General features: G+C 71.0%; 19 protein-coding genes. 8 read left to right on the forward strand and 11 right to left on the reverse strand.

The window, feature by feature from the left end:
* Nucleotides 1-10 precede the first annotated feature (10 nt).
* The 3 genes from ACZ48Z_RS24510 to ACZ48Z_RS24520 are packed head-to-tail and all read right to left on the reverse strand — an operon-like array spanning nt 11 to nt 5,864.
* Complete coding sequence (locus ACZ48Z_RS24510) at nt 11-2,098, reverse strand: non-ribosomal peptide synthetase (RefSeq protein ID WP_468738005.1); 2,088 nt, start codon at nt 2,096-2,098, stop codon at nt 11-13.
* Between the two features lie 53 nt (nt 2,099-2,151).
* A complete protein-coding gene (locus ACZ48Z_RS24515; protein ID WP_468738006.1) occupies nt 2,152-4,620 on the reverse strand; it encodes a Pls/PosA family non-ribosomal peptide synthetase in 2,469 nt (822 codons plus the stop codon).
* 35 nt (nt 4,621-4,655) lie between these two features.
* Complete coding sequence (locus tag ACZ48Z_RS24520) at nt 4,656-5,864, reverse strand: heparan-alpha-glucosaminide N-acetyltransferase domain-containing protein (protein ID WP_468738007.1); 1,209 nt, start codon at nt 5,862-5,864, stop codon at nt 4,656-4,658.
* A gap of 584 nt (nt 5,865-6,448) precedes the next feature.
* Here ACZ48Z_RS24520 and ACZ48Z_RS24525 point away from each other — a divergent pair.
* On the forward strand, nt 6,449-7,591 hold the full coding sequence (locus ACZ48Z_RS24525; protein WP_468738008.1) for a YihY/virulence factor BrkB family protein: 1,143 nt from the start codon (nt 6,449-6,451) through the stop codon (nt 7,589-7,591).
* Nucleotides 7,592-7,765: 174 nt separating this feature from the next.
* On the opposite strand, the gene ACZ48Z_RS24530 is transcribed toward ACZ48Z_RS24525, so the two are convergent.
* Complete coding sequence (locus ACZ48Z_RS24530; RefSeq protein WP_468738009.1) at nt 7,766-8,602, reverse strand: NmrA family NAD(P)-binding protein; 837 nt, start codon at nt 8,600-8,602, stop codon at nt 7,766-7,768.
* Nucleotides 8,603-8,683: 81 nt separating this feature from the next.
* On the opposite strand from ACZ48Z_RS24530, the gene ACZ48Z_RS24535 reads away from it, so the two are divergent.
* Both ACZ48Z_RS24535 and ACZ48Z_RS24540 read left to right on the forward strand, forming a co-directional pair.
* Nucleotides 8,684-9,625, forward strand: a complete 942-nt coding sequence (locus ACZ48Z_RS24535; protein ID WP_468738010.1) for an AraC family transcriptional regulator — start codon at nt 8,684-8,686, stop codon at nt 9,623-9,625.
* Nucleotides 9,626-9,645: 20 nt separating this feature from the next.
* The gene (locus ACZ48Z_RS24540; protein ID WP_468738011.1) at nt 9,646-10,311 is read left to right on the forward strand and encodes a helix-turn-helix domain-containing protein; all 666 of its coding nucleotides are present in this window, start codon (nt 9,646-9,648) and stop codon (nt 10,309-10,311) included.
* On the opposite strand, the gene ACZ48Z_RS24545 is transcribed toward ACZ48Z_RS24540, so the two are convergent.
* The 3 genes from ACZ48Z_RS24545 to ACZ48Z_RS24555 all read right to left on the reverse strand — a co-directional run bounded on the left by ACZ48Z_RS24545 (nt 10,294) and on the right by ACZ48Z_RS24555 (nt 12,414).
* Nucleotides 10,294-10,695, reverse strand: coding sequence for a VOC family protein (locus ACZ48Z_RS24545; RefSeq protein ID WP_468738012.1), 402 nt, complete (start codon nt 10,693-10,695; stop codon nt 10,294-10,296). The two genes, ACZ48Z_RS24540 and ACZ48Z_RS24545, sit on opposite strands and share 18 nt — an antisense overlap.
* A 131-nt stretch (nt 10,696-10,826) precedes the next feature.
* Complete coding sequence (locus tag ACZ48Z_RS24550; protein ID WP_468738013.1) at nt 10,827-11,870, reverse strand: LacI family DNA-binding transcriptional regulator; 1,044 nt, start codon at nt 11,868-11,870, stop codon at nt 10,827-10,829.
* 154 nt (nt 11,871-12,024) lie between these two features.
* Complete coding sequence (locus tag ACZ48Z_RS24555) at nt 12,025-12,414, reverse strand: beta-xylosidase family glycoside hydrolase (RefSeq protein WP_468738014.1); 390 nt, start codon at nt 12,412-12,414, stop codon at nt 12,025-12,027.
* A gap of 50 nt (nt 12,415-12,464) precedes the next feature.
* Here ACZ48Z_RS24555 and ACZ48Z_RS24560 point away from each other — a divergent pair, with 50 nt between their 5' ends.
* From ACZ48Z_RS24560 to ACZ48Z_RS24570, 3 genes are read left to right on the forward strand one after another with little or no spacing between them, the layout of a single operon-like run.
* A complete protein-coding gene (locus ACZ48Z_RS24560; RefSeq protein WP_468738015.1) occupies nt 12,465-13,058 on the forward strand; it encodes a site-specific integrase in 594 nt (197 codons plus the stop codon).
* 30 nt (nt 13,059-13,088) lie between these two features.
* Complete coding sequence (locus tag ACZ48Z_RS24565; RefSeq protein ID WP_468738016.1) at nt 13,089-14,042, forward strand: hypothetical protein; 954 nt, start codon at nt 13,089-13,091, stop codon at nt 14,040-14,042.
* Between the two features lie 59 nt (nt 14,043-14,101).
* Nucleotides 14,102-14,242: a hypothetical protein gene (locus ACZ48Z_RS24570; RefSeq protein WP_468738017.1), complete on the forward strand. Its 141-nt coding sequence runs from the start codon at nt 14,102-14,104 to the stop codon at nt 14,240-14,242.
* A 742-nt stretch (nt 14,243-14,984) separates the two neighbouring features.
* Here the strand turns inward: ACZ48Z_RS24570 and ACZ48Z_RS24575 are convergent.
* From ACZ48Z_RS24575 to ACZ48Z_RS24590, 4 genes are all read right to left on the reverse strand, one after another.
* Nucleotides 14,985-15,737 carry an AMP-binding protein gene (locus tag ACZ48Z_RS24575; RefSeq protein WP_468738018.1) on the reverse strand — a complete coding sequence of 251 codons (753 nt, stop codon included), beginning with the start codon at nt 15,735-15,737 and terminating at the stop codon, nt 14,985-14,987.
* Nucleotides 15,738-15,790: 53 nt separating this feature from the next.
* A complete protein-coding gene (locus tag ACZ48Z_RS24580; protein WP_307671974.1) occupies nt 15,791-16,228 on the reverse strand; it encodes a hypothetical protein in 438 nt (145 codons plus the stop codon).
* Nucleotides 16,229-16,232: 4 nt separating this feature from the next.
* Nucleotides 16,233-18,221 carry a primary-amine oxidase gene (locus tag ACZ48Z_RS24585; RefSeq protein ID WP_307671973.1) on the reverse strand — a complete coding sequence of 663 codons (1,989 nt, stop codon included), beginning with the start codon at nt 18,219-18,221 and terminating at the stop codon, nt 16,233-16,235.
* A gap of 170 nt (nt 18,222-18,391) precedes the next feature.
* Nucleotides 18,392-19,831, reverse strand: coding sequence for an APC family permease (locus ACZ48Z_RS24590; protein WP_307671972.1), 1,440 nt, complete (start codon nt 19,829-19,831; stop codon nt 18,392-18,394).
* A 181-nt stretch (nt 19,832-20,012) separates the two neighbouring features.
* On the opposite strand from ACZ48Z_RS24590, the gene ACZ48Z_RS24595 reads away from it, so the two are divergent.
* Together ACZ48Z_RS24595 and ACZ48Z_RS24600 are read left to right on the forward strand one after the other, a co-directional pair.
* A complete protein-coding gene (locus ACZ48Z_RS24595) occupies nt 20,013-21,470 on the forward strand; it encodes an APC family permease (RefSeq protein WP_466293577.1) in 1,458 nt (485 codons plus the stop codon).
* A complete protein-coding gene (locus ACZ48Z_RS24600; RefSeq protein ID WP_307671969.1) occupies nt 21,467-22,186 on the forward strand; it encodes an IclR family transcriptional regulator in 720 nt (239 codons plus the stop codon). The genes ACZ48Z_RS24595 and ACZ48Z_RS24600 overlap by 4 nt, the downstream gene beginning before the upstream one ends.
* Nucleotides 22,187-22,202 lie beyond the last annotated feature (16 nt).

Consider the following 22,202-nt stretch of genomic DNA (forward strand, 5'->3'; position numbering starts at 1 on the left):
GGTGTTCCTTTCAGCTGTTCCGGTCGAGCAGGCCCGCCAGGTCCGCGAGGACCGGGTGGCGGACGACGTCCTTGAGGGTGATCGCCCGGTCCAGGGCGATCGCGAGACGCACGGCGGACAGCGAGCTGCCGCCGCGGTCGAAGAAGTGGTCGAGACGGCCCACGCGGTCCGCCGGGACACCGAGCACCTCGGCCCAGGCGTCCGCCAGCCGCCGCTCGCCCGCCGTCACGGGCTCGTCCGCCGCACCGGCGTCGAGGTCCTCGGCGAGCGCGGTGAGCGTACGGCGGTCGGTCTTGCCGTTGGCGGTCAGCGGCAGCTGCTCCCGCCAGTGCACGACGGCCGGCACCATGTACGACGGCAGCGACACGGCCAGCCGTTCCCGCACCGCGTCCGCGCCCACCGGCTCGGGCCCGGCGCAGAACGCGGCGAGCTGGGTGCCCCGGACGACCACGACGGCCCCGTCGCGGACCCCGTCCACCCGCAGCAGCGCGTTCTCGATCTCGCCGATCTCCACCCGGAATCCGCGGATCTTGACCTGGGTGTCCCGGCGGCCCAGGAACTCCAGTTTGCCGTCGGCCCCCCAGCGCCCCACGTCGCCGCTGCGGTACAGCCGCTCGCCGGGCCGGTAGGGGTCCGCCATGAAGGCGGCCGCGGTGCGCTCGGGGTCGTTGACGTACCCGCGCCCCACGCACACCCCGGAGAAGACGATCTCGCCCGGCGCGCCCAGCGGCACGGGCACCAGGTCCTCGTCGACGACGTACACGCGCACATTGCGCACCGGCCGGCCGAGCGGGACCCGGTCGCCGTCCGGCACCCGGTCCATGACCTCGTGGTTGGTGTCGTCCGAAGTCTCGGTCAGGCCATAGGCGTTGGCCAGCCTGATCCCGGGCGCGGTGGCGAACCAGCGCTGCACCAGCTCCCGCTTCACCGCCTCGCCGGTCACCGACACACACCGCAGATCGGCCAGTTCACGCGGCCGCTGCCCCAACTCGGCTAGTACGGCCTCCAGATATGAGGGCACGACCTGGAGCACGTTGACGCGCCCCCCGATCACCGTGTCCACGAACCGCGGGACGTCGAGGATCGTGTCCTGCCCGATCAGCAGGGTCCGCCCGCCCACGAGGGTGGCGGCGAGGAGCTGCCACAGGGAGATGTCGAAGCACTGCGGCGCGGTCTGCGCGACCACGTCGTGCTCGCCGATCCCCAGGTCCTCGACCTTGGCGAGGACGTGGTTGACGAAGCCGGCGTGCTCGCACATCGCGCCCTTGGGCTCGCCGGTGGAGCCGGACGTGAAGTAGATGTAGGCCAGTTGGTCCGCCGGGACCGGGATCCCGAGATCGCCGTCCGGGTGGCCCTCGGCGTACGCGTCGGCCACGAACAGCGTCCGGGCCGACGTACCGGCGAGCGAGCCCGTGCTGCCGTGTTCGGTGACGACCAGTTCGCAGCCCGCCCGGGACAGCGTCCTCGCGACCCGCTCGGCCGGGAAGTGCGGTTCGACCGGCAGATACACCCCGCCCGCCTTGAGCACGCCGAGCACCGCCGCCATCCAGTCCAGGGTGCGCTCCATGACGACGGCGACGACACCCTCGGACGTGAGACCACGGGCCAGCAGCGTCCGACCCACTTGGTTCGCCCGGGAGTTGAGCTCCGCGTACGACCACTGCCGCTCGCCCTCCACGGCCGCCACGGCGTCCGGGTGCTTCTGGACCCGCTCCTCGAAGAGCTCGTGCACCCGCCGGTCCGGGAGTTCACGGACCGGACCCGCCAACTCCTCCAGCTGGAAGCGGAGTTCGTCCTCGGACAGCAGGCTCGTGCGGTCCGGGTGGGCCAGCGCGGTGAGGTGGTAGCCGGCGATGCGGGCGGCGGCAGCGGCGTCGAGGACGCCGGTGCGGTGACGCAGCCGCAGGGTGCCGTCGGTGACGGTGACCCGCAGGTCGTCGCCGGGCGCGCCCTGCGCCTCGCCCGAGAGGGCGGCCAGGACCCTGGCGTGGGCCGTCAGCAGCGCGGCCGGGTCGGTCGGTGTGCCGTCGGGCAGTGGGACCGCGTACTCCGTGACCTCCGGTATCGGACCGGGTGCCGGGTGCGGAACTGTTTCCATGACTTTCTTCCCCCTGTGTCTTTCCGTGCAGGTCGTGCGGGCGGTGCGGCGGTTCAGGCGCGGCGCGGTGCCACCGCCGGGTTGCCGCCCCAGTGCGCCCCCGGCGGGATCTCCTCGCCCTTCATCAGGAAGGAGTCGGCGGCGAGTACGGCGCCGTCGCCCATCGAGACGCCGTAGTGGACCAGCGCGCCCGCCCCGAGGGTGCAGCCGTCGCCGATGACGATGTGGTCGGACTTGAAGGTGCCGTCCTCCTGGGAGTGGGCCTGCACCTTGGAGTGGTGGCCGAGCGTGGTGTCGCTGCCGATCGCGACCAGCGTGCGCTCGGTGACGTAGCAGCCGTCGTCGAAGACCCGGCGGCCCAGGCGCATACCGAGCGCCCGCCAGACGAGGTTCTTGAACGGGGTGCCGTCGAACACGGCGAGGTGGTGGTCCGGCACCTTCCACAGCCGCTCGTGCCACCAGAAGTACGGGTCGTAGATGGAGCACAGCCGCGGCTGCAGCGGCCGGAACCGGGTGATCACGCGCTCCACCAGCACCCAGTAGGAGGTGGTCAGCAGCAGGGCGGCCATCAGGTAGCCGCCGATGAGCGGGCCGCCGCGGGCGCCCTGGCCGCCGTAGAGGTCGACGGCCGCGAAGCCGAGCACCGTCAGCAGGAACCAGTGCAGCCAGCGCAGGAACAGGAACAGGGCCATCGTGCGGGCGTTGGAGCCGTTCTTGGCCGAGAGGCGGCGGCGCAGCTCGTCGCCCTCGCGGAAGTGGTCGAAGCGGGTGTCGCGCTCCACCGTGCGCGGGATCTCGAAGGGCGGCGAGCCCAGCAGGCCGACGCCCTCACGGAGTTCACCGTCGAGAGGCACCAACACCTTGGTGGCGAGCAGGCAGTTGTCGCCGGTACGGCCGCCGACCGGGTAGGCGATGTGGTTGCCGAGGAAGTTGCGCGCCCCGATCGAGACCCGCGACACCCGGAACGAGGTGCTGGAGTACTCGGCGTTGAGGACCGAGAGTCCGTCGGCGACCATCGTGCCGCTGCCGACGGTGGCCAGGTACGGCGTCTCGTGCGCGACCTCGGTGCCGAAGTTGGAGCCGGTCTGCTCGACGGTCGAGAGGTCGTAGCCGATGGACCGCAGGTAGGGGACGATGTACGAGCTGTCGCCGCACAGCCACTTGAAGAACCTGATGTTGGTCATGCGGGCGATCGCGCGCTGCACCGAGTAGTGGAAGCCGTACAGCGGATAGACCCGGTCCGGCCGCAGCGTCAGGTTCAGCACCCGTGGCAGCACGGTCACGGTGACAAGGCCCAGGACGATCGTTCCGACGAAGAAGGCGACGGACAGGGCCAGCGCCTCGGCGTAGAAGGCCGTCGACGCCAGTTCCTTCGCGTCCGGCTCCAGGAGCGGGTCCAGCGCCGGTACCAGGTCCAGCACCAGGAAGGTGCCGCCGAGGCCGAGCGGGACGTACACCAGCAGTGTCTGGAGCAGGGCGACCAGGGCGTAGCCGGCCCGGCGCGGGGTGGTGCAGCGGGCCGCGGGGACGCGGATGTGGTCGACGTCGGTGCGGCGGGCCGGCGAGCCGTGCCAGCGCTGGCCGGCGGGGATCGCGGCGCCGTCGTACAGCGCGGAGGAGTGGCCCAGCTGGCCTCCGTTGCCGATCGAGGTGCCGATGTCGAGGACGGTCTTCTCGCCGACGAAGACGTCCCGGCCGAGGGTGACGGGGCCGGTGCGGATCCGGCCCGCGTGCGCCCGGTAGCCGAGGAACAGGGCGTCCTTGCGGATCACCGTGCCGGCGCCGACGGTCAGCAGGTCGGTGCAGACCGGCACCGAGTGGGACAGGATCGTGACGCCGGGGCCGATGCGGGCGCCGAGGGCCCGCAGGTAGAGGACGTACAGCGGGTTGCCGGTGAACAGGACCATCGGGTTGGCGCGCAGCAGCGCCTTGACGGTCCAGAAGCGGACGTAGGCGAGGCTCCAGACCGGGAACTCCGTCTCCTTCCACCGGCCGACGAGCACCCACTTCGCCACCACGGGCAGGGTGCACACCGTGAGGAACAGGGCGCCGCCGAAGACCAGCGAGCGCAGATAGACGGAGAGGACGCCGTCGCCGCCGGATATCCAGGAGTACCCCTCGGCCATGGCGGTCCCGGCACCGAGGCAGTACACGGCGAAGACCAGGAACTGCAGCACTCCGCACAGGACATAGCGCGCGGTGCTGCCCTCCGGCGGGGGCGGCTCGGCGGGCCGCGTGGGGGCCGGTGCGGTGACCGGGCCCTCGGTGAGTGCCGCCGCCAGAGCGCGGAGCGTGGGATGGCCGTAGACGTCCTTCATCGACACCGACGGCAGGTCGTCCCGCTTCCTGACCCGGGCGCAGAACTGCGCCATGACCAGGGAGTTGGCGCCCAGGTCGTCGAAGAAGTGGCTGTCGAGGGGGACGTGCTCCGTCTTCACGACCCCGGCCAGCACCTCGGCGAAGACCTGTGCGGTGCCGTCCGCCGGGGCGACTGTCGTGATCTCGCCGGGATTTACCACCACTTGAGCTCCTAGATCATCACTTTTGGTCTTATGGACTATTCGGTGTGCTTGGTAAGTCGGGCCGGGCTCTCCACCGGTTCCGGGAACCGCGGTGGTGTTACGGCCTCGCGACACCGCCGGGCCGCGCCTGCGACGACCGTTTCCAGCGGGCCACGCCCGACGTGCCGCCACGAGAGGGCGAAGAGGAGCGCTCCGGTGCTCATGACGGCGTAGAGGAGCTCGGGGGAGCGGGAGAGCGCGCCGGTGGCGAGGAGGAGCACATGGGCGGTGTAGAGGGTCAGCGGCATGGTGCCCGCCGCCGCGAGCGGCGTGAGCGCCCGCGTGAGAGGGGTGCTCCTGGTCAGCAGCAGGGCGGCGCCGAGGATCGCCGCCGCCGAGCCCAGGGTGAGGAGCATGTCGAACGGCGTGGTGGTGTGCGGCGCGCGGGAGAGCAGTGCCCACCAGGTCGCGCCGTCGGGGCTGTCCCACAGGGCCTCGGCCCGGGAGGCGCCCGGGAACTCCGCGCTCCACAGGTGCCGTAGCCCGTCGAACCGGAACAGGACCAGGGAGGACGTCAGCCAGACACCGGCCGCCAGGGCGAGACCACCGCCGAGCAGCCGGGGCGCGGTCTTTCGTGACGTCAGGTCCAGTCGGCCGAGGGCGAGTCCGGCGCACAGATAGGCGGTCCAGGCGAGCACCGGGTAGTCGCCGTGCACGAGCAGGTCGGACACCAGTCCGAGCGGATCGGTGACCACGTCCTGGAGCGTCGGATCGCCGTCGAAGGCGGGCTCCGGCAGTACGCCCCGCAGCGCGTGGACGGCGAACGGCGCCCCCACGGCCAGGAACAGGGAGAGACAGGCCAGGAGCCGGGGGCCGAGGCCCAGCAGTGGGATCGCGAGAAGGAACAACAGGGCGTAGAACACCAGGATCACGTCCACGTCCAGGTCCGCCGCGCGCGAGGCGTAGCCGAGCAGCAGCCCGATCAGCGCGATGACGCCGGCCCGCGCCGCCACCGCGACGGTCGCGGGCCGTCCGGTCGCCGGCCACCGGCCGCCCGTCGTGAAGGCCAGCCCGATCCCGGCCGTCACGGCGAACGTCGCCGAGGAACGCCCGCCCGCGAACATCCAGGCGTACGTGGGCGATCCGGCCGCGTCGAATGCGCCGAACACATGAACGGAGAACATGCCGAGCAGGGCGATGCCCCGCGCCACATCGACCCCCACGATGCGCGGCACGGCATGCTTCGGTGTGTACGGAACAGGCATGCGAATTCTCCAGAGAGAGATACGAAGGAATGTCGCCGGCTGTTCACCGCGCAGCGGAGAATCATGATGCAGAACCCCCGTGCTTCCGGTGTGTCGGAAGAAAGAGAAGTGCCGTGAGACACTGAATGAAATAAGAGGAGAAGCGGTTCGTTATGTGCCTGGAGTGACCACGTGACGGGGACGGGGTGGCCGGTAGGGGCCTTGGTCAGGGCCCTGAGAATGCAATCCGAATTGTTTCGAGGCGCTCATGAACGGGTCAAGCGCGTTTCAGTCAATGGCGGTTTCTCGCTCGTCGAACGTTCGCTGCCTATATGGCCTTTTCGGTCCGTTAGGTGGCGTCACCGGGACATTCTCCCGATCGGTGGTTCATATATCGTCGGGCGTTCCGCTTTTCGGGGACTCGCATTTCGGCCACCGGGTTCATGACAGAAAATTGGTTCGATTTGCTTGGTGATTTCCGCGGGGTTGCCCGGCGTTTTCCGCGGTATGACGGAACCGAACACGAGCGAGCGTTCTGCGCACGGGTGTGCCCGGACCGGGACCAGGGGATGAGTGCACGCTCCCACGGCGGATACCGTTAGGTCGTGCAGTCAGCAAGCGAATCCACTCAGCAGACCTCCGGGCGGCTCCACCGGGCGCGTGCCCTCTACCGGAACGTCTCGAAGCGCAGGACCGCCTGGCTGCTGCTCAAGGACACCGTCAACTCGTGCATCGAGTACCGCATCCTCGGGCTCGCCGCGGAGGCCGCGTTCTTCTCGCTGCTGTCCGTGCCGCCGCTGCTGCTCAGCCTCATCGGACTGCTCGGCTACGTCGACGACTGGACCGGCACCGACAGCATCAGCAGCCTGGAGGCCAACCTCCTGGACGCCGCGCGCACCGTGCTCTCCGACAAGGGCGTACGGGAGATCGCACAGCCGATCCTCACCGACGTGATGAAGGGCGGCCGTCCCGACGTCATCTCCGTCGGCTTCCTGTTCGCCCTGTGGTCCGGTTCGCGCGCGGTCAACGTCTTCATCGACACCATCACCGTCATGTACGGCCTCGACGGGGTCCGCGGCATCGTCAAGACCCGGCTCGTCGCGTTCGCGCTGTTCGTCGCGGCACTGCTGATCGGCTCGATCGCGCTGCCGCTGATGGTGGCGGGTCCGGACGCGGTGGTGCGGATCGTGCCGTGGTCGGAGACGGTCGTGCAGGTCCTGTACTGGCCCGTGGTGATCATCCTGTCCATCGCCTTCCTGACGACGCTGTACCACGTGTCGGTACCGGTGCGCTCACCGTGGATCGAGGACGTACCCGGCGCCCTGGTGGCGCTGGCCATGTGGGTGCTGGGGAGCTTCCTGCTGCGCATCTACCTCCAGAGCACCATCGAGGGCGCGACGATCTACGGCTCGCTGGCCGCGGCGGTGGCGGTGCTGCTGTGGATCGGCGTCTCGGCCTTCGCGGTGCTGGTGGGCGCCGCGATGAACGCCGCGATCGACCGCGTGTGGCCGGCGGCGTCCACGGCGGCGGCCCGTGCGGCGAACGAGCGGATGCGGGAGGCACAGGTCGCGGAGTACGTGGCCCGGGCGGCCACCCTCCACGGCACGGACCCCGACCCCGACGACCCGGACATGCCCTCGGAGTTCCCGGAACGCTGGTCCCGCTTCCTTCCCCCGGAGGACGTGACGTCCCGCTTCCGCACCCACGCGAAGACGACCCACCCACCGCAGAAGCCGGAGAGCTCCTGAGAGGGCAGGCCGTGGGCGGCGGCCGCGTGTCGACACAGCCCCCCACCCGTCCGGGCGTCCGACGGCCCACCCACCGCGCAACGGCGGGCTCCTGAAAGGGTGGACCGCCGGCCGCGGGCCGATCGATGGGCGCAGGAGCCGCGCCCACATCAGCACGGCTCCCCTGGCCCGGGGTCAGCCCTTCCAGGTCCCCGCGGCCGCCGCCTCCCTCGCGAAGTCGCCGAAGTCCCGCGGCTCCCGCCCCAGAACCTCCCGTACCCCGTCCGACAGATACGCGTTACGACCGTCCAGCAGCTGCTCGAACGCCTCGACCAACGCCCCGGCCTCCCGCTCCGGCACCCCGAACCCCGCAAGGCGCTCCGCGTACGCCCGCGCCGACACCGCCCGGTACGTCAGCTCGCGCCCCGTCGCCTGCGCGATCTCCGCGACCGCCTCGCCGAACGTCAGCAGACGCGGACCCGAGACGGCGAGCGTCTGTCCGGCGTACCGGTCGCCCGACGTCAGCGCGGCCACCACCACGTCCCCGATGTCCCGCACATCCACGAACGGCTCCCGCACCTCACCCGCCGGGAACACCAGCTCCCCGCGCAGCCGCAACTCCTCCACCAGCGGCCCCTCGCTGAAGTTCTGCGCGAACCAGGAAGCCCGTACGACCGTCCACTGCGCCCCCGACGCGTGCAGCGCCTCCTCCGCGTGCCGCGCCCGGTCCTGCCCCCGTGACGACAGCAGCACCAGCCGCCGTACGCCGATCTCCACCGCCTCCCGCGCGAGCGCCCCGACCGCCCCGGCGGCGCCGGGGGCACCGATGTCCGAGGGGTACGCAAGATAGGCCGCGTCGGCGCCCCGCAGGACCCCCGCCCACGTCGACCGGTCCTGCCAGTCGAACCCCCGCGCCCGCGAGGCCGCCCGAACCGTGAGCCCCGCCGCCGTCGCGGACTGCGCCACCCGGCTCCCCGTACGACCCGAGGCGCCGGTCACCACCACCGTCATGTTCGCCGTGTCCTGTGTCATGCCGTCGAGTCAACTGCCGTTCCCGGCAAGGGGCCATCGCTGAACGGCTCATTCCCATGCGTGCGCGTCTACGCTGGCCGCATGGACGCTCTGGCAGGTCTGCTGGAAGGACCCCGGGCGCGTGGCGCCTTCATGATCCGTGCGTGTTTCGACCCGCCGTGGGCGGTGCGGGTGGAGGACCGGGCGCCGTTGACCGTGATGCTGCTGGTCCGCGGCGGCGCCTGGATCCTGCCCGACACCGGCGAACGGATACGGCTGCGCCCCGGCGACCTCGCCATCGCCCGCGGCCCCGCCCCCTACACCTGTGCCGACGCCCCCGGGACCGCCCCGCAGGCGCTGATCCTGCCCGGCGCGGAGTGCCGCTACCCCGACGGCCGGGTCCTGAACGGCTCCATGGACCTCGGCGTACGCACCTGGGGCGACCGGCTCGACGGCGAGACGGTCGTCCTCATCGGGACGTACCTGATGGAGGGCGAGATCAGCAACCGGCTGCTGGACGCCCTGCCGCCGCTGCTGTCGCTGACCACCGACGTGTGGGAGTGCCCGCTCACCCCGCTCCTGATGGAGGAGATCGTGCGCGACGAGCCGGGACAGGAGGTCGTCCTGGACCGGCTGCTCGACCTGCTCGTCATCGCCGCGCTCCGGGCCTGGTTCTCCCGGCCCGAGGCGGAGCCGCCCGCGTGGTACGCGGCGCTGGCGGATCCCGTCGTGGGGCGGGTGCTGCGGCTGGTGCAGGACGATCCCGCCCACCCGTGGACGGTGGCCTCCCTCGCGGCCAAGGCGGGGGTGTCGCGCGCGGCGCTGGCCCGGCGGTTCAGCGAACTGGTGGGGGAGCCGGTGATGACCCATCTGACCGGGTGGCGGCTGGCGTTGGCGGCGGACCGGCTGCGGGAGGGTTCCGCGACACTCGACGCGATCGCCCGGCAGGTCGGTTACGGCAGCGCGTTCGCCCTGTCCAGCGCGTTCAAGCGGGTGTACGGGGTCAGTCCGCAGGAGCACCGACTGCGGGTGAGCGGAGGCTGAGCGCGTCGTAGCCTGGATCCGTGTACACGGAGAGGGCGTCTCGGCTCACGGGTGCCGCCGTCTGGAGCGGTGACGGCGCCGGACGGGTGCTGCCCGACGGGTGCATGGATCTGCTCTGGAACGAAGGACGGCTGCTCGTCGCCGGGCCCGACACCCGCGCCTACGTCACCGGGGGCACCCCGAGCGCCTGGACGGGCCTGCGCTTCCCGCCCGGTACCGCGCCCGCCTTCCTCGGGGTGCCCGCCCATGAACTACGCGATCTCCGGGTGGAGTTGGCCGATCTCTGGCCGCCCTCCGAGGTACGGCGGCTGCGGGGCCGTATCGCCAGGTCCCCGGACCCCGCCACGGCCCTCGAAGAGATCGCCCTGGAGCGCGCCGCCCCGCCCGACCCCGTCCTGCGCACCCTCGTCACCTCCCTCGACGCGGGGCGCCCCGTCGCCGTGACCGCCGACGAACTCGGGCTCGGCGCACGCCAGTTGCACCGCCGTTCGCTCGTGGCCTTCGGGTACGGGCCGAAGACGCTGGCCCGGATCCTGCGGCTGCGACGGGCTCTGGCACTGGCGCGGGCCGGTGTGCCGTTCGCGGAGACGGCCGCGCGGACCGGGTACGCGGACCAGGCCCATCTCGCCCGGGACGTACGGGAGTTGGCCGGGCTTCCGCTCGGGCGGCTACTCGCCGCCGGCTAGCGGGGCGTAGAGGTCGACGCCGTTGCCGTCGGGGTCGTGCAGGGAGGCGTACCGCTGGCCCCATTCGGCGTTCCACGGCTTGAGTTCACCGTGGAACCCCTCGGCCACCAGCTCCTCGTACACGGCGTCGACCTCGGCGGGGTCCGCGCAGCGCAGCGCGAGCCCGGTGCGGCTGCCGCCGGCCGGTGCCCGCCAGCCCGGGTGGAAGGAGCGCACGGTCTCCTCGGTGTCGAGCATCAACCGCACACCGCCCGGGAGTTCGGCCTCCGCGTGCGGCTGCGTCTCGGCGCCCTCGGCGAAGGGGAACCCGAGCCGCCGGTAGAAGGCGACGGAGGCGGCCAGGTCGGAGGCGACGAGGCCGATGGCATCGAATCGTGGAGTCATGACGTCACCGTACGCAGCGGCCCGACGTCCGGTCTTGAAGGAATCGGACACGCCGGCCGAGGGCCACCGGCCCGTCAGCGCGGTCCACGGGGCCGTGGGTCAGTCACGAGCGCCGTCCACGGGACCGTGGGTCAGTCACGCGGCGGGGCCGTGCTCGCCCGTTCCACCAACCGTGTCGACAGTTCCGTCCGGGTGCTCTCCGGGCGGTCGCCCTCCATCATGCGGACCAGGAGACGCAGGGCCATGGCCGCCATCTCCGACAGCGGCTGGCGGACCGTGGTGAGCGCCGGGGTGGTCCAGCGGGCCTCGGGGAGGTCGTCGAAGCCCACGACACTCATGTCGTCCGGGACGCGCAGACCCCGCTCGGCCAGCGCCTCGTACACCCCCAGTGCCATGTGGTCCGAGCAGACGAAGACCGCGGTCGGCGGTTCGGGCAGGTCGAGGAGTTCCAGGGTGCGGCGGTGGGCGGCGCTCTCGTCGAAGCCTGCGTGCCGTACGTACTCCGGGCGCTGCCGAATCCCCGCCGCCGCGAGCGCGGAACGGTAGCCCGCCACCCGCGCCCCGCTGCACATCCTGCGCTGGTGACCGGCGACGACAGCGATGCGCTCATGGCCCAGCGCGAGCAGGTGCTCGGTCGCCGTCACGCCGCCCTGCCAGTTCGCCGCGCCCACCGAGACCACGCCCGGCGGCGGCTCCAGGACCGGGTCGATCAGGACGTACGGGATGCGGTGCTGGTCCAGCCGGCCGTACTGCGACGAGGTCAGCTCGGCGAGGTTGAACAGCACCCCGGCGGAGCCGCGCGCGGTGAGTTTGTCCATCCAGCCGCGGTCGGGGTGGCCCGTCCGGGTGCGGTTCAGCCCCGCCGAGACCACCACTTCGAGACCCGCGTCGTGAGCGGCCGCCTCCACCCCGTGCAGCACCGCGCCCGACCAGGAGGTCTCCAGCGTCTGCACGACCAGGTCCACCAGCCCCGACGCCTTCACCGCGTCGAACCTGGGTCTGCGGACGTAGCCGAGCCGGTCCAGCGCCTCGGTGACCCGGCGGCGGGTCTCGGGGGCCACGTCCTCCCGCCCGTTGACCACCTTGGAGGCGGTCGGCACCGACACGCCCGCCTCCCGGGCGACGACCGCCAGCGTGGGACCGGCCGCCACGCTCGCACTCCCCGTGCGGACCATCGGGAACCACCTCTCCGGCCCGCCCGTGGGCCACGAAAGTTTCGACCAGCGCGGAAACAGTAAGCGCTTCCTACCCTAGGTTCGCCCGGGGGAGTCGGGAAGAGGTCAGGCTTCGCAGGTCTTCACGGCGGCATGGCTTTCGAAACTGCGAACGTCATCCGCAGCTGAGCCGGAACCCACCGAAGTCGGCGATGAAGGCCGCGTCGACCAGGTCCACCGCGTGGATTCCGGCCATCGCGCCCGTGAACCGCAACTTTGCCCCGTGGTCGTCGGAGAGCCGGGTGAAGTCCAGCCCCGGACCGACGGCTGTGCGTTCACCGTCGTCGCCCACGCGCCAGAACCGGGCCACCCCGTCCGCCACGGTCACGCCGATCGTGACGGCGCTTTCCGTGCCGACGTCGACCACCGCCACCTGCCGGGTGCCCTCCTCGTCCCGCTCGACCAGACTGAGCACGGTCCGCCCGCCGCCCCGCCACTGCTGACCGCGCTGCTGCTCGCCCTCCGGCTCCGCCCAGGTCAGGTCAGGTCGAGGGACAGATGGCACGCCATCCCTATTGAATCGGCGTGTTGAAGCCGATCTGACAGGGTGGCGGAATGAGCAAGTGGCGTGTCTTCTGGGTTCCCAAGCTGGCGCCGATCGCCCCACCGCAGGCACCTGTTCTGGCAGGGTGGACTGATCTGGCGGAGCGCGAAGCGTCAACAGGCATCCGACCCGGCGACCCGATTTTGCTGGCGCCGGACTACCGCATCGACGAGCTCGTCAGGCTGTACACGCGCCGTAGCCCCTTCCGGGGATACACAAAAGAGACGAAGCGGAACTACATCACGGACCTCTGCCTGTTCCTCAACTTTCTGTGGCAGCGCCGAAAGGTCTGGACGCAGGCGGTCGAGACGGATGTTGACGACTTCCAGTTCTGGCGGCAGACGGCGCCCGAGAACCCGGTGCGGGTGGGTGGGAACAAGTGGAATCGCGAACTGGCTGCGCTTATGAACCTGTACACGTGGGCGACGAAGCCGGGGAACGAGTTCCTGCCGCGCAACCCGGTGCCGATGCATCGCGTGGTCGGTCGGCGTGGGCAGATCGTCGAGGTGCCGGACGGGAAGGCGAAGGACGCCTGGGGCAGCAACGTTCACTGGCTGACACCCTGGACGTTCCGGCTCTGGGTGGACATTGGGCTGCGCGGTTAGGGCACTGACGGTCTTCCCGCGCCGGGCTGGGTGGGTCGCCTGGAGGACCGCAACGTCGCCTTCGTGCACCTGTTGACCTCGTCGGGGGTGCGGCGGTTGGAGGGCTCCTCCCTGTTGACGTTCGAGGTGCCGTCACTGCGTCTGGAGGGCGGCCGTTACTACACGGGACGCCTCGCGGCGGCGGTCACGCGTTCCAAGAAGGCGCGTACCTACTACGTCGAGGCTCATGTGGTGGGCGATATCGAGAACTACATCGACTCCTCGCGCGCCGAGGCAATCCGCAAGGCCCAGGCGCGGGGCCGGTACGACGGCGTGCCGGGCATGCGGCTGGTCACCCGGGTGAGCCGGGGACCGAAGCCGACGGTGTACTGGTGCGACCACCAAGGCGTCACGGGCCGCGTCGCGCTGACGGAGGCGACCGCGGACGAACGGATGACGTGGTACACCGAAGGCCCGGAGGGACCGGAGCCGTTGTGGCTGTGGCTGAATGAGATGGGTCTGCCGTTCCAGCCGCATTCGTGGAACAACGTCTTCACGGCGGCGAACCGGCGGTGCCGGGCGGTGCTGGATCCGGAGCCGGAGCATCGGCTGGACCCGCATCGCAGCCGGGCGCCGTATGCGACGCCGCATTCCTGCCGGCACAGCTTCGCCCTCTACATGCTGGTGATCCTGCACCACTTGTTGGACCGGCGGTTCGGTCTGAGCCCGGAGGAGCGGCGGGACTACCGGCTGCTGTACGGGGATCCGTGGCGGATGGTGCAGGACCTGTTGGGTCATGCGTTCCTTGAGACGACCCGCGAGCGGTATCTGGCCCCGGTCGCCGACCTTCAGCTGCGGTCGCTGCTGACCACCGCGCCCCCGTTCGGCGAAGGGGAACGGCCGGCAGAGGGGATGGATGAGGTGTTCGCGCGTCTGGCACGGGAGGCCGAGGGCATCCAGGACATCGACGCCAAGCTGCAGGTCACCCCGCGGACGACAGGATGAACCGGCGCGGGCGTACGGCGCCATTGCCGACAACGCCGGTGCGCAGACCACCGGTTCTGATGGACGACGGCCTCGTCGTCGAGCACCGAGACCGAGCGGGAGCCGTCGCGGTCTACGACTTCGGTACTCTGCCGGTCGAGGACGCCTTGCGCCGGTCGCTGGCCCGCCTGTTCGCCGCGCGGTGCGTGCCGAGCCGGTGAACCTCCCACCACAGCAGCAGGTACTTCTGGCTGCCCTTGCAGGCGTTTGCCGCGTACCTGGCCACGCTGGACGCACCGGTTGCCGACCTCGACCAGCTGACCGCGGGGGTGTGGCAGCAGTGGAGGCTCAGCCGCCAGAACACCCGGTTCGGCTACCGGCAGATCACCACCGTGCGGGGGCTGCTGCTGGACGACCCGCGGCTGTCCGCTGCGGCACGGGAAGCGCTCGCCCGCCGCGTCCTGCAGCCCACGGCTAAGGAAGCCTCCTTCCAAGAGGCCGAGTTCGACGCACTCGTCACCACGGCGCGGCGCATGTTCCGTGCCGCGCATCTGCGGATCACAGGCAACGCCCGCCACCTCGCCCAATGGCGGTCGGGAACGTTCGCGCGCGGCAGCGAGACATGGCTGCTGGGTGAGGCGCTGGACTGTCTGGCCCGGACCGGTGAGGCGCCCCACGACACCAGGGTGCGTCGCCAGCGTGGCCGGGTGCTCGCCCGCTATGCGCGGGTGCTGGGCGGGGAGCGGCCCGAACACACCTGGCAGCGGCTGTTCTTGACCCGGATGGAAACGGTCGCGCTGGGGGTGCTGCTGATGGCCGAGCTCGGCTGGAACCTGTCGGTGATCAACCGGTTGAAGGTGCCGCAAGCGGCCCCGGACGCCGGCATCGACGGCCTGCGGATCTACCGAGTCGAGCTGGAGAAGCACAAGCGAGGCGCCGGACGGTACTTCGAGACCCGCAACCTCACCGACGACGGGGCCGCCTCCCCCGGACGGCCCCGTGCTCGGCCACGGCGCGCAGCACGGAGGCCGGTTCGAAGCGGGGGATCAGTACGAGGCACGCACCCTGCTGGAGGGCGGTGTTCATCGCACAGCCCTGACCGAAGATGTGAAACAGCGGCAGGCAGCCCAGCACCACATCCTGCTCGGTGAGGTCGAAGAGATGGGTGACGACGTCGACGTTGCGGATGAGATTGTCGTGGGTGAGCTCGGCACCCTTGGGGCGGCCGGTGGTGCCTGACGTGTAGAAGATGGCTGCCGTCGCGTCACCGCTGCGGTCGCACACCGTGGGCAGCGGTTCATGCGCTCCCATCAGCGTGGTGAGGTCGGTTGGGTCGACACGGAGTAGCCGGGTGCCCGTGGCGCGCGTGGCGGGTTCGGCCTCCGTCATGGCCTGGTCCACCGCGAACAGGCGGCCGGCGCCGGAGTCGGAGAGGTAGTACTCCACCTCACGGGCCTTGAACAGCGGGTTGATCGACACGACCACACCACCGGCCCGCAGGATTCCGTAATAGAGGACAACGAAGGAAGGCACGTTCGGCAGCATCAGGCCCACACGGTCGCCGGGGCACAGCCCGTCGGCGGTGAGTGCCGCTGCGACGCGGGCGGACATGACGTCCAGCTCGCGGTAGGTCCAGGTCCGGTCGCCCAGCCGCAGGGCTGGGCGGTGGGGGTGTCGCTCGGCGGCGAGCACGACGTTGTGCGCCAGATTCGGCATGACCGCACCTTCCGGGTGTGGGGCGGCCCGGGGTGGTACCCGGGCCGCGGGGTTCAGTGGATCGGCTCTTGCGTGAGGTGTCCCGCCCGCGTGCGGCTTGCGTAGCGTGCCCGCACCGGGACGAGCAGTCCGATCAGCGCGAGGAGCGTCTCGGCGGCGGCCAGGACGAGGGCGAGGTGCATAGCGGTGTCGCCACCGCCCTGCCCGTGGATGTCGTTCATGTGATCGGCCATGGGCCGGGACGACGGCCACGCGAGGTGGGCGATCACCATAGTGGCGCCGAGCACGGCCATGACCGTCCACTCCCGCCGCCCGGGCGAGCGCGGCAGCATGACCGCACAGCCCAGACAGGCCATTGCCAGGACCAGCAGGACGAGGGCGAGAGCACCGGTGTGCTGCGTGAGCATGGTGACGTGGACGAGAGCGGACAGGCCGGCGGTCACGGTGGCCGCCCGGCGCGGGATCCCGTACGCCCTTGTGGTTGCCGGCATGGCGTCAGGACCCGTGGCAGTGCGAGGAGTTGTCGGAGCTGTCGGGCTTGCTCTCCGCGCAGTGCGACGACGTGCTGCGCGGGGCGTTGAGGGCGGGGTTGCGGTCGAAGAAGCCGACGGGCTTGAGCTTGAAGCCGGTGTAGTCGACGGGCATGACCGGCCAGTCCTCCGGGCGCGGGAAGTGGGTGAGGCCGAAGGTGTGCCACAGGACCACGTCCTCGCCGTCCAGCGGGCGATCGCCCGCGGTGAAGGCTTCCAGGCCGTCCCCGCCGGGGCTCTGGTTGACGATCTCACCGGCCGGCCACTTCTGCGTGGGGTCGTACTGGCTGACCCATAGGTGCCGGGTCGCGAACGCGCCACGGCTGGCGATCACGCTGGACGGGTCGGCCAGCAGCGTCGGCTGTCCTTCCGGGTGCAGCGCGTACGCCACGTCCTCACCGAGCCGGTTCTGCTTGTCGGGATTGCTGACCAGCCAGGTGCGGGAGCGCAGGTTGTCCGCGGTGCGGCGAGCGTCAAGTTCGGACGTCAGACGGGTCCGGGACTGGCGGAAGGCGTTGCCGTAGGGGTTGGTGTCGCTGACCGGGACGGGGACGGCGTCGACCTCGTCGACGGCGTTGCGGTGGCCGTCGACGGCCATGTCGAGGCGGGCGCAGAACAGGTGCTGGTGGAAGGGGGCGCCCAGGCCCGGGGCCATCTGGGTGGCGTAGCCGTCGGGGCCGGTGTAGGCGGAGGTGAACACCACGCCGGTGGCCTTGGCCTCCAGCTCGATGGTGCCGTCGAGGTAGAGCGACCAGTAGAAGCCGTAGTCGTAGTTGCCGATGGTGAGGAAGAAGGAGATCACCAGACGGCGCGAACGGCGGGTCTCCGTCATGCCGTTGAACATGTCGGTGTGCTTCCACAGCACGCCGTAGTCCTCCTCGTGGAGGCAGATCGCGTTCTTGATGACGCGGGGGCGGCCCTTCTCGTCACTGATCGTGGCGTCGAAGTAGGTGATGTCGCCCAGGCAGTCGCAGCCCAGCTCGAGGGAGTTGGTGTAGCGGGCGAACATGTACTCGCCCTGGTCGAAGTAGTTGATCCAGTAGCGGGCCGGGGAGGGGTCGCCGTAGGGGACGACCATCTCGGGGATGGAGGCCCGGTGGACGACCGGTCGGACCTCGTCGCCGTCGCGGAAGCCGAGCTGGTGCAGGACGAGTCCTTCGCGGACGTCGAAGGTGAACCGGAAGGACCAGTCGGCCCACGTGATGAGGTTGCCGTCGACGGTGAAGCTCGGCCCCTCGGGCTGGGTGATCTCCAGCGGCTTCAGGTCGGTGCGCTCCGGTGAGGCGTGCGGGGCGGCGTTCCACTCGCCGCGCTCCATGGGCACGGCCAGGTCGGCGCTGTCGACGACCTTGAAGACCTCGCCGGCGATGAGGTCGACGTACGCGCAGACGCCGTCGACGGGGTGGGCCCACGGCAGGTCGGCCTCGTCGAGCTGGAGGAAGGCCAGCACACGGCAGACCCGGCGGCCGGTCTCGTCGTCGTGCCCGAAGTTACCGGCCGACAGCGGGACGGCGCGGACCTTGTGCGGGTCGATGCCACGCTTGTCCAGGGCGCTCAGCCAATCCTCGCTGCGCAGCAGCATGGCCTCGATGTCGTCGAACTCCTCGTCCAGGATGGGGGCCTGGCCCTCGCCGGTGGCGTCCACCGTCCGTGCCTCGACGATCTCGCCGCTGGTGACGTCGGCGGTCGCGACCGTACCGACGCCCGTGGCCCGGTCGATGAGGATCATGCTCACGCGGCGGCGTACGGCATCACCGTCGCGGTGGGCCAGGACCTCGTGCTTGGGGGCCTCGTCCAGGCCGACGTACACGAAGCGCGTGGTGTCCGTGACCAGCCCGGCGCGGTCAGCTGCCAGCCGTGCCGCGTCGATCTCGTCGGCGGTCAGCAGTGACAGGGGGTGGCTGACGGACTCGGGGGCCGTCGTCGTTCCGGTGGGTACGGCGAGGTCGGTCATGCTGCTTCCTTCGCTGGAAAATCGAGCTGCCGAGGGCAGCGGGACCCGACGCGGCGAAAGTATCAGTACCATTCGGTTAGGACAACCAATTGGTACGGATATTTCGCTCACGTGGATCGCGGTGAACGGGTCGGTGTCGGCTCTGGGTGTGAGGTGCGCCTGCCGTGCGGTCAGGCGGTCTCGGGAACGGGAGACGTGGTGGACGCGCCTCGCGTCGACGGCCTCTCGCGCCTGGAGAGGAGCACGCCGGCGGCGAAGGCCGCCAGCGGCATCAGCCCCAGCACCGTCGCCAGCGCGGTCGAACCCCCGATGAGCAGAGGGAAGTTGGCGACGGCGAGGACCAGGCAGCCGACCAGCCCGAGCAGGCCCAGGCCGGGTGCGGCGAGCGTGTGCCAGATGCGCCGATCCTGCCGGGTGCGGCGGAAGTGGACGATGACCGCCAGGCAGGTCAGGCTCATCAGCAGCAGGATGCCGAGGGTGGCCGTGCCGGCGAGCCAGGCGAAGACCTGGGCGACCGGGTCCATGCCGGCCGCGACGCAGACGGCGACCAGGACGGCGGCGCAGGCCGACTGGAGCAGGGAGGCCAGGTGCGGCGATCCGTGCCGGGCGTGGCGGCTGCCGAACAGGCGGGGCAGCGCGCCCGAGGTGCCCAGGGAGAAGCCGTAGCGGGCGAGGACGTTGTGGAAGGACAGTGCCGCGGCGAACAGGCTGGTCAGCAACAGGACTTGGGCTACGTCCGCGGCCGTGCCGCCGAGGTCGCGTTCGATGGTGGTCAGCAGCATGCCGCCCGGGTCGCTGCCGGCCGCCTGTACGGCCTGGTCGTCGCCCCAGGCCGACACCAGCGCCCAGCTCGACAGGGTGTAGAAGCCGCCGATCAGCAGCAGGGACAGGTAGGTGGCGCGCGGGATCGTGCGGTCGGGGTCGCGGGCCTCGTCACGGAAGATCGCGGTCGCCTCGAAGCCGAGATAGCTGGCGATGGCGAAGACGAGCCCGAGCCCGAGTGAGCCGGAGCCGATCTGTTCCGGCTTGAGGAACGCGGTCGACGGCCCCGACGGACCGCCGTCCGCGACGACCACCGCGTCCAGGGCAAGGACGATCCCCACCTCGCACAGCAGCAGCACGCCGAGCACTTTGCCGCTCAGGTCGATGTGCCGGTACCCGAGGACCCCGACGCCGGCCAGGGCGACGCCCGACCACAGCCACCACGGAAGCGCGGGACCCCCGTAGTGCCGCACCAGGTCGGCGGCGACCGCGCCCATGTAGCCGTACACGGCCAGTTGTACGGCGGTGTAGGTGACCAGGGCCAGGTACGCCGCACCTCGTCCGTTCGCCCGGCCCAGGCCGTGCCGCACATAGGAGTAGAAGGCGCCGGCCTGCGGCACATGGGGCGTCATGGCGCTGTAGCCGACGGCGAACAGCATCAGGACGGCGCAGCAGATCACGAAGGTGGCGGGGAAAGCGGCGCCGTCGCCCAGCGCGATCCCGAGCGGTACCGTGCCGCTGACGACGGTGAGCGGGGCGGCTGCGGCGACGACCATGAAGACGATCGAACCCGTGCCGAGGGAACCGGTCAGCGCGGGAGCCGCGCGATCGGTGGAACTGGTGGACATCGCACCTCCAGATGGGGACTGCGCACACCATCGGCCGGGGCGGTTGCCCGGCCGTCACCATGCCGTCAAACGCCAGTCACTCCTGTCGGGAAAAACCGGCCCGCGCGTTCTCACCTGAAGAAACATGTGAGACACGTTCTCGATACGTCCGGCAACACCAAGGCCGCTTACGGTGCCGCCCATGACGATGCAGACGGACCCGCCGACGCTGCGTCCGGGCCCGCGCATGCCGGGCCTGGACCGTCGCAATCTGGGGCCGGTACAGGTGTTCGCCCAGTCCGTGTCCGCCGCCGGCCCCACCGCGGGGATGGCCGCCACACCGGCGATCGCCGCGAGCACCGCCGGAGGGGGCACCGTCTGGTCGTTCGTCATCGCCACCGTGGTGGCGCTCCTGATCGCGGGCTGCATCGGCCAGTTCACCCGGCGGATGGCCGCCGCCGGTTCCCTGTACAGCCTGGCCGCCAAGGGCCTGGGGCCCGCCGGTGCGTTCGCGTGTGCCTGCGCGTTGCTGGTCGGGTACACGCTGCTGGTCTCCGCGGGGCTCGCGGGAGCGGCGGTTCATCTGCACGCACTGTTCGGCCCGGCGGGCCTGGCGGGCCCGGCCACGGGCGTCGCGACGGTTCTGGTGAGCGGAATCGTCGCGGGCTGCGCCGTCAAGGGCATCAGGCTGTCCGCACGGCTGATCCTGCTCGTCGAGGGCGTGTCGATCGCCCTGATCCTCGCGGTGTACGGCCTGCTGCTCGGCGGCACCGACTTCCGCCCGCCGCCCCATGTCCCGCAGTCAGGGCAACCGCCCGGCGGCGTCGTGGGAGTGGCCGCCGCGGTACTTCCCGCCCTCGCCGCCTTCATCGGCTTCGAGTCCGCGGCGGCACTCGGGGTGGAGGCCCGACGGCCCTTCCGGAACGTGCCGCGTGCGGTGACGTGGACCGCGGCTGTCGTAGGCCTGATGCATGTGTGCGCGGCCGCGTTCCAGGTAAGTCTGCCGGCCGGCGCCCGTCTGCTGCCGCTCAGCGACATCGCATCCGCGCAGCGACTGCCCTGGATGGCGGCCCTGGTGGACGCCGGCATCGCGAGCTCCTTCCTCGCCTGCGCCCTCGCTGGGGCCAACGCGCTCGCCCGGGTACTGTTCTCGCTCGGCACCGAAGGCATCGCGCCCCGCGCACTGTGCCGCACCCACCGATCCCACCGCACCCCCCATGTCGCCGTCGCGGTGGCGCTTCCGGTGGCCACCGCGCTGCCCGTGACCATGCTGGCCTGCGGGATTCCGGCAGAGCGCGTGCTGGAACTGCTGCTCCAGGCGTCCACGGTCGGCTGTCTGATCGCCTACCTTCTGGTCTGCCTGGCCGTGCCGTTCTTCCTGCGCGCCATCGGTGAGGCGACCCCGGGACCGGTCGCCCGCGCCCTCGCGGTCGTACCGGTGCTGGTGCTCGCGCTGGGCGCGTTCGCCGCCTCGGCGCCCAGCGGCCCGTCCACCCTGGCCTTCGCGACTCTCACCGGGGCGGCCCTGGCCTGGTACGTGTGGCTGCGCCGACGGCGCCCCGCACAGCTCAACGGCATCGGGGTATACGACGAGACCTCGCTGGCCGACGTCCTCGACCCCCGGCTTCCGCAAGCCACTTCGCAGAGCGATTGCAGATGAGTACGCCCGCCGGCCTGCTGCACGTGCTCGAACACGTCGTTACCGCAGGCGCCGGAGTCACCGCGAAGGAGATCTCCACGGCGCTGCGACTGCCGCCCGCGACCACGTACCGGCTGCTGAACCTGCTGGTGGCCGAGGAGTACCTGGTCCGCCTTCCGGACCTGCGCGGCTTCGCCCTCGGCCGACGCGCCGCCCGGCTTTCGCTTCCCTACGTCCCGCAACCGTGCACCGCCGCTCGTGCCGTGGTGACGGACCTGCGGCAACAGGTCCGCTGGGGCGTCCATCTGGCCGCCTACGCCGGCGGGCACCTGACGGTCACCGATCCCGACCAGGACCACCCGCCCACCGATGCGGCCGTGCTGGCCCGTCATCTGCACGCCTCCGCACTCGGCAAGCTCCTGCTGGCCGATCAGCGTTCAACTCAGGCGCGGGTGCCCTTGCGGGAGCTGCCGCATCTCACCGAGCACACCATCACCGATGCCGAGCGCCTCGAACGCGAACTCATCGCTGTCCACGGCAACGGGGTCGCCCACCAGCTCGGCGAGCTGCGCCCGGACCGGGGCTGCCTCGCCGTGCCCATCCATGACCCCGCCACCGGCGCGCTCGTCGCGGGGCTGGCGGTGTGCGCCCCGCCCGACCGTATACAGAAGCTGGGCGCCGACCTGGTGCCCCTGCTCCGGCAACACGCCCACCGGCTTGCCCCGTTGCTCAGCTGACATTCGTGTGGGGAGA

The organism is Streptomyces sp. NPDC031225 (genome assembly GCF_055570355.1).